Annotated in this window: 11 protein-coding genes; 6 read left to right on the top strand and 5 right to left on the bottom strand. The window is 61.8% G+C overall.

The window, feature by feature from the left end:
• Positions 1 to 56: 56 nt before the first annotated feature.
• Positions 57 to 1,118: a carboxypeptidase-like regulatory domain-containing protein gene (locus tag ACVWY9_RS00835; protein WP_457387222.1), complete on the top strand. Its 1,062-nt coding sequence runs from the start codon at positions 57 to 59 to the stop codon at positions 1,116 to 1,118.
• Between the two features lie 364 nt (positions 1,119 to 1,482).
• Here the strand turns inward: ACVWY9_RS00835 and ACVWY9_RS00830 are convergent, their stop codons facing one another.
• The 3 genes from ACVWY9_RS00830 to ACVWY9_RS00820 are packed head-to-tail and all read right to left on the bottom strand — an operon-like array spanning position 1,483 to position 4,039.
• On the bottom strand, positions 1,483 to 2,103 hold the full coding sequence (locus ACVWY9_RS00830) for a hypothetical protein (protein WP_457387220.1): 621 nt from the start codon (positions 2,101 to 2,103) through the stop codon (positions 1,483 to 1,485).
• Positions 2,082 to 2,504 (bottom strand): thioesterase family protein, encoded by a 423-nt coding sequence (locus tag ACVWY9_RS00825; RefSeq protein ID WP_457387218.1) that lies wholly within the window; start codon positions 2,502 to 2,504, stop codon positions 2,082 to 2,084. Before ACVWY9_RS00825 ends, ACVWY9_RS00830 begins: the two co-directional genes overlap by 22 nt.
• Positions 2,504 to 4,039 (bottom strand): hypothetical protein, encoded by a 1,536-nt coding sequence (locus ACVWY9_RS00820; protein ID WP_457387216.1) that lies wholly within the window; start codon positions 4,037 to 4,039, stop codon positions 2,504 to 2,506. Before ACVWY9_RS00820 ends, ACVWY9_RS00825 begins: the two co-directional genes overlap by 1 nt.
• A gap of 225 nt (positions 4,040 to 4,264) precedes the next feature.
• Between ACVWY9_RS00820 and ACVWY9_RS00815 the strand changes: the two genes are divergently transcribed.
• The 3 genes from ACVWY9_RS00815 to ACVWY9_RS00805 all read left to right on the top strand — a co-directional run bounded on the left by ACVWY9_RS00815 (position 4,265) and on the right by ACVWY9_RS00805 (position 8,641).
• The gene (locus tag ACVWY9_RS00815) at positions 4,265 to 6,373 is read left to right on the top strand and encodes a toll/interleukin-1 receptor domain-containing protein (RefSeq protein ID WP_414421690.1); all 2,109 of its coding nucleotides are present in this window, start codon (positions 4,265 to 4,267) and stop codon (positions 6,371 to 6,373) included.
• Between the two features lie 100 nt (positions 6,374 to 6,473).
• Positions 6,474 to 7,655 carry a 3-dehydroquinate synthase gene (gene aroB, locus ACVWY9_RS00810; RefSeq protein ID WP_457387214.1) on the top strand — a complete coding sequence of 394 codons (1,182 nt, stop codon included), beginning with the start codon at positions 6,474 to 6,476 and terminating at the stop codon, positions 7,653 to 7,655.
• Complete coding sequence (locus tag ACVWY9_RS00805) at positions 7,634 to 8,641, top strand: aspartate-semialdehyde dehydrogenase (protein WP_457387212.1); 1,008 nt, start codon at positions 7,634 to 7,636, stop codon at positions 8,639 to 8,641. The genes aroB and ACVWY9_RS00805 overlap by 22 nt, the downstream gene beginning before the upstream one ends.
• Here ACVWY9_RS00805 and ACVWY9_RS00800 read toward each other — a convergent pair.
• Positions 8,638 to 9,651, bottom strand: coding sequence for a DUF7933 domain-containing protein (locus ACVWY9_RS00800; protein ID WP_457387210.1), 1,014 nt, complete (start codon positions 9,649 to 9,651; stop codon positions 8,638 to 8,640). The genes ACVWY9_RS00805 and ACVWY9_RS00800 overlap by 4 nt on opposite strands.
• A 337-nt stretch (positions 9,652 to 9,988) precedes the next feature.
• Between ACVWY9_RS00800 and ACVWY9_RS00795 the strand changes: the two genes are divergently transcribed.
• Both ACVWY9_RS00795 and ACVWY9_RS00790 read left to right on the top strand, forming a co-directional pair.
• Positions 9,989 to 10,762 carry a ZIP family metal transporter gene (locus ACVWY9_RS00795; protein WP_457387208.1) on the top strand — a complete coding sequence of 258 codons (774 nt, stop codon included), beginning with the start codon at positions 9,989 to 9,991 and terminating at the stop codon, positions 10,760 to 10,762.
• Positions 10,763 to 10,804: 42 nt separating this feature from the next.
• A complete protein-coding gene (locus tag ACVWY9_RS00790; RefSeq protein WP_457387206.1) occupies positions 10,805 to 11,587 on the top strand; it encodes an alpha/beta hydrolase in 783 nt (260 codons plus the stop codon).
• On the opposite strand, the gene ACVWY9_RS00785 is transcribed toward ACVWY9_RS00790, so the two are convergent.
• Entirely contained in the window at positions 11,553 to 12,362 is an 810-nt protein-coding gene (locus ACVWY9_RS00785) for a DUF3598 family protein (protein ID WP_457387204.1), read from the bottom strand. The genes ACVWY9_RS00790 and ACVWY9_RS00785 overlap by 35 nt on opposite strands.
• Between the last annotated feature and the right edge of the window lie 33 nt (positions 12,363 to 12,395).

Raw genomic sequence — 12,395 nt, 5'->3', positions numbered from 1 at the left:
GTCAGGGGTGCGGAGCAGAATAGAACCGACTGCTACTACCGGATGCAACCTTCGCCATGCCTTTTTTCTTCTTTCATCCTCTCCGGCACAGGATTAGCTATCGCTACGCAACGCTCTCGCGAACAGGCAGTCTGGCCCTCTGCGGCTGGCTGGCACTGGCTTCAGGAGCGCTGGCTCAGGCTCCGGCCACCCCCATTCCGCGGTTGACGCCGTTGTTTCCCTCCCAAAACAGAGGGCAGCCCCAGGGAACAGCACGGCTGGTGGGGCAGGTGAGCAACAGCGTGGGGCAACCTGTGGCGGGGGCACAGGTGCAGTTGGAGGGCATGGAGAACCCCAATCAGCCGATTCAAACCGATGAGCGGGGCGCTTTTGAGCTAGACCATGCCCCAGCCGGGCGCCGGATGTTGACGGTGTGGCACCCCGACTATGAAAAGGCAGAGCAGGAGATCCTCCTGCAAGCGGGCCTGACCACCCCTGTGGATGTGGTTTTGCAGGTGCCCATTCGGCCTCAACCCCGCCGTCGCCTTGGCATTTTGGGGGTGGGAGGGTTGGAGCATACCCAACTGTTGGGCCAGCGCCTGGCCATAGAGGCGGTGCGTCTGGGCTTGATCCCCAACGGCGAGAAGGTGGTGCCCCTGGACAACCGTCGCATTCAGCCCATTTTGCAGAAGGTGGGCTGGCCCATCTACGAGCTGTTTGAGTGGGATCGCCGCAAGCCGGAGGCGGTGGGCCAATTTTTCGATTACCTGGGCCTGGAAGCCATCGTCATCGCCCGCGTCGATGTCCTCACTCGACCAGCTTCGCCAACGGAGCTGAGCCTGCGTTCCCGCAGCCGCCTGGAACTGTGGCGGTTTGATGAGCAAGGCAACCTTGTGGTAGATATCCTGGCCGAGGCCAGTCGCGATCAGGTGGAGCGGAGCAACCTCAATGCTGCCGAGCTGGCCCAGCTTTATCAAATCCAAGTCACCCAGATGGCTGCTGAGGTGGGATCCCGCTGGAAGGAGCATCACCCGCTGGCCCAGTACCTAGAACTGGCTCAGGGAGAAGCCCCACCCCCACGCTCTCGCCTGGATACGGCTGTGGAGCTGCGCATCCCCTCTGCCACACCGACTCCCTAGGTCTTAAGCAGAACAGCTCCGGGATCTCTTCTGTTGTCGTGAAAGGGATTGTCCTCTGAGTTCGTCTAGCAACGACGGGAGGAGCCGCCCGAAGAGTGGCGAGAAGAGCTGCCCCCCGATGAAGGGCGGGAGGAGGAGCCGAAAGAGCCAGAAGAGCGCGAGGAGCCGCCACAACAGGAGCTTGCAAAGCTTGGATCTGGTTTTGCAGTTGTCTGCAGCGACGCTGCCTGCGCCAGTACATTGTGCCGCCGATTATCCCTGCAGCACCTGCCCCCACCCCTACCAACGGCCAGGGCGAAGGGGGAGGCGGGTAGGTCATGCCTCTGTTGAATTGCTGCCCGGCGCTGCAGCCGGCCTGACCGCGTCAGCGCTGCAGTTCCCCCCCCAGCGCTTTGCTCCTGACGCCAGCTGTCCCATGGGCTATTTTTGCTGGGGATCCCTTCCGATGGCGCGATAGGGCGAGCCACCCCAGTTTCAAGGCCAGCCCCAGCACCTGCCAGCCGCGCAACCGGATCACCAGGGATCCCCATCCGTGCCAACCGATGCGAGCGAAGGTCAAGCGCAGGTGTTGGGCCAACTGAGGGGGTAGAGCGGCGATTAGTCCCAAGCATTGCCCCGTCAAAGCTGGATCGGCAAAGCCAATTTCTACGCCGCCTTGCCAGGATTGAATGCGAAGTTGCTTGCCCAGCTTCCACAGGTAGGGCCAATAACGCGGCCAATCTCCGAGGGAGCGAGGTTCTCCCCGCTGTACCGGCCAACGCCCGCGAAGGCGCAGGGATCCCCAACGCCATTCCCAACCACGGCGGCTGCCCCGCACGGCCCAGCCTCCCCAGCCGTGCCATTTCCAGATCCAGGCAAGGGGGCCCTGCCAGGGTTTGCGGTAGCGCAGAATGAGCTGTTGAGGCCAGAACAAGAGAGTTCCCACAAAGACGGCCAGCAGCAATCCCAAAGGACTCCGTCCCGCTAACGCGAACAGCTTGAGCACCGACTGGGATCCTCCGCGGTCAATCCATAGCGGGCCAGAAAACGGGGCAAATCGACCACCAGGCAGGTGTAGGATCCCTGCATCACCAGCCGCTCCTGCTGGGTGATCTCCACCTGAAACTGAATGCGTCTCCCCTCCACGGCCACGACTTCGGCCCGAACCTGCAAGGGATCCCCCGCCACCGCTGCCGACCGATGTTCCAAGGCAAAGCGGATCCCGACCGCCGCTTCCTCCGGCTCGTAGAAGGGCTGCAAGGTGTTGTGGCCGCACCGCTCGATCAACGTCAACAAAGCCGGGGATCCGATCACCTTCACACCGGGGTTGCCCAGAGCCTCAGCGGTTTGTTCTGGGCCGAGGATCCCTTGCCAGGTGCCGAGGGTGCCCAGGGGAACAGGTTTCATCAGCGGGCGGGGGCGCGCATTCTCCCAGAGTGCCATAGGCTCCAGCCTTGCCAGAGCAGGAGAATCAACGCCAGGATCCCGACCACCCCGGCCAGCACCAGCGCCCGTTCCAGGCGGGTGGCATGGAAGCCGGTTACCGTCCAATCGCGGCTGAGGTTGGATCCCAGAATGGCAAGCACAGCCAGGCCCAAACCTCGGATCCCCAGAGATTCCGCCCCTCTTCCCTCCTGCTGCAGGAGGATGGGCTGCAGCGCCGCCAGGATCAAGGCGGTGGTCAAGGCTCCCAACAGGAAGGCCGCTTGCGGCTGAGCGTGAATGAAGTAGCCCACCCCCACCGGCAGAGCCAGGCTGGCCAGCGTCAGAGCGATCCCCGTCTGCAGGGGTTTGTCTGGCCCATACAGCCAGTGCAGGAGCGCCGCCAGCGCCATGGCCGCCATTCCCAGGTACAGCGCCGCCGACACATAGGGTTGGGTGAGGTCGATCCCGGCAACCTGCAGGTTGAACTGGTGCAACAGGTTTTGCAGCAGAGGGCGGGCCGACAAAAACAAAGCGGCCATGGCCCCCCAACGGCTGGGAAAAGCCAGACACCCCAGCCCCAAGAGGGCCGCCCCGTAGGATCCCCCCAGCCGCAACGCCAGCAGCGCTCCTCCGCCCACCAGCGTTAGGCCCACACAGGCCCGCCAGAGCAGCCGTCCTTGTTGCTCGGCAACGCTGACGCGACCGGCTAAAGCCTCCGGCCCGCTGACATGAGCAGGTTCCCCTGGCGCAGGGATCCCCCGTCCCGTCTGGTTCTCCAAGGCAAGCAAGGCCCACGAGAGCAGCACCCCTGCCCCGTAGAGCAAGGCCCAGAAGGGATCCTGGTATAGGCCGTTGCGGGTCAAGGCCAAGGCCAGCGCCAACGCCACCAGCCACCCCACCCCATGCCCCACTGCCGACAGCAGCCCGGGGGAGTCTTCTGCGGCGGTCAAGAGGGGCACAGTGCCTGCCACCAAGCTGAGGGCGGCCAGCCCCACCGGCAACAGCACCTGCCAAGGGAGATCCGGCTGGGATCCCATCTCCAGCAGGCGGGATCCCCAGGTTAAGGCGGCAATGCCGCTCCACCCCTGGCCCAGCGCCATCAGCAAGGACAGGGCTTCTGTTTCGGCCAAGACCCCCAGCAAAGGGATCCCCACCAAGCCCATCCCCAGGCCGCAGCCCCACAGAAAGAGCATTCCATGCTGCTCCGCAATGCCGATGCGACTGGGGGAGCCGATAGCCAGACTTTGCCAGGCCGCCAAACTGAGCAACAGCACCACCAGCCCTTGCCCGGCCCGACCGCAGCCACTCAACCCCAGTAAACCCACCCCCACCAGGCCCCCCAACAACAAAGCCAGGGGGATCAGATCCGGCAACTGACCCAGCCAGCACCCCAGCGCCGCCAAGGCCACCAAGCCCAGCCCCACTGCCGGTTGCCAGCGGCGAACGGATCCCCAGCGGCGATATCGAATCGCTTCCAACAGCAAGACCACCAAGCCAATCGCGGCCGCAATCGCCAAAACTCCACCCAGCACGTGCTCCCTCCTTTCAAGCCCTGCACCAACTATCGCCTATCGCTGTCCGGTCATCATCGCCATTCAGAACCAATCGAGCGGAAGCGTTGCCTAGCATCAGGTTTGCTCCTTGCCCCAGACCCGATGGGGAGCAAATGCGTTTGCGTTTGTGAAAGCATCGCGCAGCGATAACGCAAAGATAAGCTGGAGAAGAGCAGCGAGCGGGCGTTCATGTCTTCAGAGCATTACAAGTTCGACCTTTTCTTGCGCTACCACCGAGAGCAAGCCCGGTGGGCGCGTCAACTGGCGGAGCGGCTGGATCGCGAGGGTTTCAAAGTCTGGTTTGACCGCTGGATGCTGCAGCCGGGGGATAACCGCAAGCTGGAGCTGCAACTGGCCATCGAACAATGCCGCTGGGTGGGAGTGGTGGCCTCTCCAGAGTTTGTTGCCGATCCCTGGCCAAGGGATGAGCTGTACAGCGGGTTTCCCCATGCCCCGGCACGACAAAACCAGCGCCTGCTGACGCTGCTGCACACCCCCACTGAGCTACCCCGCCCCCTGGAAGAGGCGCCCCTGCTGGATTTTACTGGCTCAGAAGAGGATCCGGTGCTGTTTGAGTACCGCGCCTTGGAGCTAATGCACTTTTTGGATCCCAGCTTCCCTGCCCCCGGGGATCTGCAGCGGTTCCGGCTGCAATACCGCCGCCGTGAGGGGAAAGAGTCCCTGGAAGATGAAGAGGTGCGGGGATTTCAGGCCTTTTTGCGGGCCATCCAGATGGCCATCCTGCGCATTGCCACAGGCGAAACCCCCTCCGCCACGCCAGAAGAAGGAGCGCGTCAGATCGCCATTTTGCAGTTCATTCAGCGGCTGTTTCAGTGGAACAGTGCCGACATCCAATTCGAGCGGGGGGAAGACTGGCGTCGCCGCGGCAACCTGACGGAAGCCCTGGCCGCCTACGACCGGGCTCTGAACATGGATCCCAACTTCGCCCTGGCTTGGAGCCGCCGTGGGGATGTGCTGGTGCAGCTGGCCCGCTACCGCGAGGCGGTGGACAGCTACAATGGATCCCTGAGCATCAACCCCTACGACGAAGAAACCCGGCTGCGCCTGGCCCTGATTCTGGGGCGCCTGGGGCAGTACAAGTCGGCGGTGGTTAACTACGACAAGGTGCTGGAGAGCAACCCGGAAGATGCTCTGGCCTGGCATAACCGCGGCATCCGCCTGCTGCAACTGAAGCGGTCGAAGCTGGCCCTGAACAGCCTGAACAAAGCGCTGCGCCACAACCCCAAGCAGCCCCGCACCTGGCTGGCCCGTGGGATCGTGTTGCGACGGCTGCGGCGGCCCAGCTCGGCAGCGGCTAGTTTTGCGCGGGTTTTGAAGCTCAACCCCAGAAGTGCGCGGGTTTGGCGCTACCAAGGCAATGCCCTCTTCCACTGCCACCGGCTGCGCTCGGCTGTCGAGTGTTACAAGCGCTCGCTGCGGCTGCGTCGCCGGGATCCCATAACCCTGCACAACTTGGGGGTGGCCCTGCTGCGCTTGGGGCAGTATCGGCTGGCCAGCAAGGCCCTAGAACGCGCTCTGCGCTACGATGCCGACAACTACAAAAGCTGGTACGCCCGCGGTGTGGCCTTCCAGAAATTGGGCTACCTGAAAGAAGCCTGTATCCACTTCGAGGAAGCCCTCAAGATCAAGCCGGAGCACTTTCCAGCCCGCTATGCCTTGGCGGTAGCTCAGCAGGAGCTGGGGCAATATGAGGCCAGCCTACGGCATTTCCAGCGCTTGGTGCAGCAGCGTCCCGGCAGTTCTGCCTGCTGGTTTGGCCAGATCACCGGCCTGCGGCGCCTGGGCCGGCTGGAAGAAGCCCGTGCCGCCTGCCAGCAGATGATCCACCTCAACGAACGGGATCCCTGGGGCTGGTTTGCCCTGGGGTTGATCTACAGCGAGCTGAGGGATCCCGAACAAGCTGTGCAAGCCTACTCGCGGGTTTTGCAGCTCACCCCAGAAGATGCTGTGGCCCTCAACAACCGCGCCTGGGAAGCCTTGAAATTGGGGAAGCTGGAACCTGCCCTGGCAGACGCCCAACAGGCCACGCACCTGGATCCCCAGCGGCCCGCCTTTTGGCATACCCTGGGGCTGATTCAACTGCGGGCCGGCCAGCGAGCAGCCGCCCAAGCCAGCTTGCAGCGCTGTCTGGAGCTGGATCCGCAATTTCAGCCGGCCCAAGCCGCCCTGCAGGACTTGGCCCAGGAAGACTCGGCCTCGCCGGCGGGAACAGCTCTGCCGGATTTGGAAACCCTCACTCCCCAGTCGGAGCCGCAGCCAGTTGACCCCAACCCCTAGCAGGATCCCCTGGGCTTTCAGACCCCAAGGACAATGCCTGCAGCAGGCAGACGGGAGCAGAACATGCCACACTGGATCCCGCCCCCCAGGACCGACACGCATGGATCCCTATCTGATCCCTGTCAAGCTTCCCCACAGCTCCTACGATATTCTCCTCCAGTCTGCCGAAGGCCCCCCTGGCCACAGCCTCATCCAGCTGGGATCCCAAATGCGAGCTAGAGGGCTTTCCGGCAAGGCTCTGGTGGTGAGCCATCCCGGCATTGCCAAACACTTTGCCGAGAAGTTGCTGCAGGGGCTGCAACAAGCGGGGTTTGCCGCCCACCTCTGCCTATTGCCTGCCGGCGAACGCTACAAAACCCTGCGCTCGGTGGCCAAGATCTACGACGCCGCCCTAGCCTTTGGCCTGGAGCGCTCCTCCACCTTGGTGGCTCTAGGAGGGGGGGTCATTGGCGACATGGTGGGGTTTGCCGCCGCCACTTGGCTGCGCGGGATCCCTTTTGTGCAGGTGCCCACCTCACTTTTGGCCATGGTGGATGCGGCCATCGGCGGCAAGACCGGTGTCAACCATCCTGGCGGGAAAAACCTCATTGGGGCGTTTTATCAGCCGCGCCTGGTGTGGATTGATCCAACGCTATTGCAGACTCTGCCCCAGCGGGAGTTTACCTCGGCTTTGGCAGAGGTGATCAAATACGGCGTGATTCAGGCTGCCGACCTATTTGAGTTTTTGGAAGATCGACCCCAACTGAGCCGCTACACCGACTTTGCCCCTGACGATCTGCACTATCTGTTGCGGCGCTCTGCCGAGTGCAAAGCCTGGGTAGTGCAGCAGGACGAAAAAGAAGCGGGCCTGCGGGCCATCTTGAACTACGGCCATACCCTCGGCCATGCCCTGGAAACGGCCACCCACTACCGCCGCTACCTGCACGGAGAAGCCGTCGCCATCGGCATGGTAGCTGCCGGGGAGATCGCCCGCCGCCTGGGGTGGTGGAGCGCTGCTGAGGCGGAGCGGCAACGACGCCTCATTGAAAAAGCAGGACTGCCCAGCCGGTGGCCGGCCGGGATCCCTTGGGAGGCAGTGCTGCAGGCGATGCAGGCCGACAAGAAAGTCAAACAGGGGCGGATTCGCTTCGTTCTGCCCCGCCGCATCGGCCAGGCCGAGCTGACCGATCAAGTCGAGCTGGCAGAGGTGCAGGCTGCTTTGGCCTCGATTACAGCCACCTCTGGAACCCTAGAATTAGGAAAACCTAAGGACAAGAAAGCATGGCACGGCAACAACGGGTAGCCATCTTGGGGGCCACAGGAGCAGTAGGGACGGAGCTGCTGACGCTATTGGAAGAGCGCCACTTTCCTGTAGCCGACCTCAAGCTTTTGGCCTCGCCCCGTTCAGCGGGCACTTATTTGACCTTCAAGGGGGAGCGGATCCCGGTGGAACCAGTTTCAGAAGCGGCCTTCCGGGGCCTGGATCTGGTGCTGGCCTCTGCCGGAGCAAGTGTTTCCAAAGCCTGGGCCAAGCCCATCGTCGAGGCGGGGGCGGTGCTGATTGACAACTCCAGCGCCTTTCGCCTGGATCCCAATGTTCCGCTAGTGGTGCCGGAGGTCAACCCCCAGGAAGCCTTCCGTCACCAAGGGATCATTGCCAATCCCAACTGCACCACCATCCTAATGTGCGTGGCCATCTACCCCCTGCATCGCCACATCCCCCTGCGCCGAGTGGTGGCCGCTACCTATCAATCCGCCAGCGGGGCTGGGGCCAGAGCCATGCAGGAACTTCAAGAACAAACCCGCGCCTACCTGCAGGGGCAGCCGTTTCCGCCCCAGGTGTTCCCTTACCCCATTGCCTTTAACCTCTTCCTCCACAACAGTCCCCTGCAAGAGAACGGCTACTGCCAGGAAGAGATGAAGATGGTGAACGAATCCCGCAAGATTATGGGATCCCCCAACCTGCGGCTGACAGCTACCTGTGTGCGGGTGCCGGTGCTGCGTACCCACGCCGAGGCCCTCAATCTAGAGTTTGAACAGCCCTTCCCTGTGGAAAAAGCCCGGCAAATCCTGGCCCAGGCCCCTGGGGTGGTGCTCATTGAAGATTGGCAGCAAAACCGTTTCCCCATGCCCATCGACGTGGCCGGCAGGGATGAAGTGGCGGTGGGCCGCATCCGCCAGGACATCTCCGAGCCCAAGGCCCTGGAGCTGTGGCTGTGCGGGGATCAGATCCGCAAAGGAGCAGCCCTCAACGCCGTTCAAATTGCCGAGCTGCTTTTGAAGGACTAATTCACCACAACCGTCCAGGTTACCGGTCCTGCTGTGGCAGGGGCGGCCTGAGCGTTGGTCAATGTTACTGGGGAGTTGGGGTAGGTGTAGGTGCCGGGTGAGGTCAGAGGTCCCGTTTGGACAGGGATGGTCACTGTGCAGGTTGCGCCGACAGCCACTTGTCCTCCGGTGAATTGAATGGTGTTCCCACCCACCGACGCTGTGAGGGTAGCTCCAGCACCACAGGAAGCAGGTAAGGGAGGAGGTGCACCAGGCCCTACGGTTAAAGGCGGCGCTCCCGGCAAGGTGTGGTTAAAGGCCAAGCCCGTCAATGGAATGGCAGCGTTGTTGGTTATTGTAAACGTCAGAGTTCCATTCCCGGTAACGGGAGCTGGGCCGATTGGGCCAAGCGGGTTGGGAGCAAAGGCCATGGTAAAGGTGGGAGCTGGCACCGTTACCGTTAAGTTGATAGCAGCAGCGGTGGCATTAGGCGCTTGGTTGCTGCTCAGGGTTACCGCGGGGCTGGTCAGGGATCCCGCTGTCGTGGCTGTAACCTGAAGATCCAGGCTGATGGTGCAGCTAGCGTTGGCTGCCAATGAGCCGTTGACCAGCAAGATGGAAGTTGCTCCTGGTGCAGCTGCCAGCGTCCCGCCACAGCCGTTGTTGAGGTTGTTGGGAGTGGCAACGATCAAGCCGGCAGGCAGGGGATCGGAAAAGGCTAGACCCGTCAGCGGCAGAGCGGCTGTGTTGGTGATCGTGTAGGTCAGAGTTGTTTTGGCAGTAGGGCCGGCAGCTACCGAGGTGGGGCTAAATGCCTTGGTAAAAGTCGGGGCACCCGGTGTGGGCGTAGGTGTCGGGGTTGGGGTGGGGGTGGGCGTCGGGGTTGGGGTGGGTGTTGGAGTTGGGGTCGGTGTAGGTGTCGGCGTGGGCAATATCGTCCCGCTGCTTCCGCCGCCACCGCAGCCGGTCAGCCCCAGACAGGCCGCCCCTAGACTCAAAGCCAAAAGGTTTGTAACTGCTTTTTTCTGCATCGCTTTTTCACTCCTCATCATCAGACTTGACTTTAGTTTTCTTTAGTTTTTGTCGACCCGCCTTACTAAAGTATAGCCTGGTCAAATTGCTGCTTAGGATGCTTCTGCGCCCACGCAATCTACCACTGTTGGGAATAAACCTTGCCTCAAATGGCAAGCTCCAACTGGGGAATAGAGCCTTCAGACTTGCTCTTGTGTACCTTGCTCATAAACACAAAATCTGGCAACAGAAGCTAATTTTTAGAACCTCGCGTATGCCGCTTGGGCTAGCAATGTTCACACAACGTTGGAAAGGGAGGAGAATTGAAAAGCATTCGGCCTTTGTGGAGATTGGCTTGTGCATCCAATTGGGATGGGATCCCTGGCCAGCTTTATCGCCGGCTTGGCGACGGGGCTGGGGGCTTTGCCGGCCCTTTTTCTTCCCTCGCTCTCCGAAAGGGTACAAGGGATCCTGCTGGGGTTTGGGGGTGGGGTGATGTTGGCGGCCACCTCTTTTTCCCTGCTGGTGCCGGGCACCGAGGCAGCCATGGCGCTGGGGTATTCCCAGTTTGGAGCGGCGGTGGCGATGGCGGCGGGCCTGCTGCTAGGGGCAATCTTCCTGGAGAGTGCCCACCGCTTTTTTCCCCACGAGCACTTTTTCAAAGGGGTTGAAGGGGAGAACCGCGCCCATTTGAAGCGGATTTGGCTTTTTATCATTGCCATTGCCCTGCACAATTTCCCGGAAGGCTTGGCGGTGGGGGTGGGATTTGCCACCGGCCAAGTTAGCGATGGGTTGGCGCTGGCGCTGGGGATCGGCTTGCAGAACATTCCAGAGGGGCTGGTGGTGGCTTTGTCGCTGGCAAGCCAGGGGTATTCGCGGCGGTTTGCTTTTGCCATTGCCCTGGTGACCGGGCTGGTGGAGCCCATCGGCGGCATCCTGGGAGCAACGGTGGTTTCTCTGGCGCAGCCCTTGTTGCCCTGGGGCATGGCTTTTGCGGCAGGGGCGATGTTGTTTGTCATCTCAGATGAGATCATCCCTGAGTCCCACCGGCAGGGGTTAGAGCAGGAGGGCACCTTTGGGGTCATCAGTGGGTTTGTGGTGATGATGTTGCTGGATATCACCTTGGGCTAGCAAGGGATCCCGTCGCGAAGTGGAACGGAGTTTTATTTTTTTATGTTGAGTAACGAACCCTTTTTGTGGCGAGGAGCAGGGGAACACGCCTGTCTGCTGCTACATGGATTGGGGGGCGGTGTTTACGAGTTGCAGTGGCTGGCAGAGCGGCTGTTGGCGGCTGGCTTGACGGTGCAGGGATTTAACTATCCTGGCCATGACCGCCCGGCCCATCGCATGCCCCCTTCCCGCTGGACGGAGTGGTACGGGCGGGCTTTGGAGCATTACCTGGCTTTGCGGCAGGAGTACCCGCGCGTTTCCTTGGTGGGCTTTTCCACCGGCTGTCTGCTGGCTTTGCACCTGGCTTTTGCCCATCCTGTTTACAAATTGGTGCTGCTGGCGCCGTTTTTCGCCATTCGCCACCACTGGTACTATCTTTTTCGCCCAGAGCAGTACCTGAACAGCCTGGGGTGGTTGTTGGAGGATGTCCCCCGCTTCCATCTGCCCATTCGGGACGGGGATGTCCGCGCTTTGGCGGAAAAGGTAGCCTATTTTCGCAGCTTCAATCTGTCGGCGGTGCGCAGCGCCCTCGAGCTGATCGAGCGGGTCAAGGGAGAGGTGGCCGGCATCCGGGTTCCCACTCTGATCCTGCAATCTCGCCAAGATACAGTAGTGGATCCTGAACAGGCAGCGTGGCTCTATCAAGAGCTGGGATCCGAGGAGAAGATCTTGCATTGGCTGGAGCACTCCGACCACATCCTCACTTTGGACTGCGAGCGGGAAACGGTGTTTGCCCAGGTTTGCGCCTTCCTCAACCAGGATCCTTCTGCGCCCGGATCAGCGTAACCCGCTGCCAAGCACCGCGGGCATCGTAGTCCCGGATCAAACACAAGAGACAATGGCAGTCTTCCGGCTGCGGAAACCAGCTCAGGCTTACCGAAAAGCTGCGATCCCGCTGGGCAGTGGGGATGGGCAAGGGATCCGGCCCGCCAATCCACAGCCCCCCAGGCAAGGGATCCCAGTTGCTCAACCACTCTGCCCCCGAGCAGTCCATCTCGGTTTCGGCAAACCGGCCCTCGGCAACCGCAAAGCTCTGGGCGATCCCCCGCCATCTCCCCTGGAGGCAGGCTCTCAGCTGCTCTCTGCTCAGGGGTGCACAGTCTGCAACGGGATCCAAAGCTTGGCCGCGCCGCTCCAGGATCGCGGTTACCTCTACCAGACGACCTTGGGCATCCCACTGTTGCACCAGCCGCGCCTTGCGATCCCCCCAGAGAAAGCCCTGCTCGACGGCAAAATCACTAAACGGCGCCAGCTGCAGCCGCCCGTTAGAAAAGGAGCCATCGGGGAAAAAGCGCAGTCCGGGCGAGAAATCTCGGTAAACCCAGCTCTGGCGGCTTGTTGGGTTAGGGGATCCCTCCAGGGGGTAGTAGGCGTTGGTTTGGCGGATCGCGATCCCTGCCGCCGGACTTCCTGAAGAAGAGGATGGAGCCAAGGCCTCAAAGGTGATGAGGCTGCGCTTTTGGCCCCCCAGCTCCCAGCCGCCGGCGGTGGGTCGATAGTTGGAGAAGAGGCCGTGCCACACTCCCAGGTGGAGAGCCAGACATTGTTTTTGGGTTTTCATGAAGCAATGTGAAGCTAAGATTGTGAGGACGTA

It is taken from the genome of Thermostichus sp. OS-CIW-31, from assembly GCF_054060305.1.
This window is presented reverse-complemented; position numbering and strand designations above follow the sequence as displayed.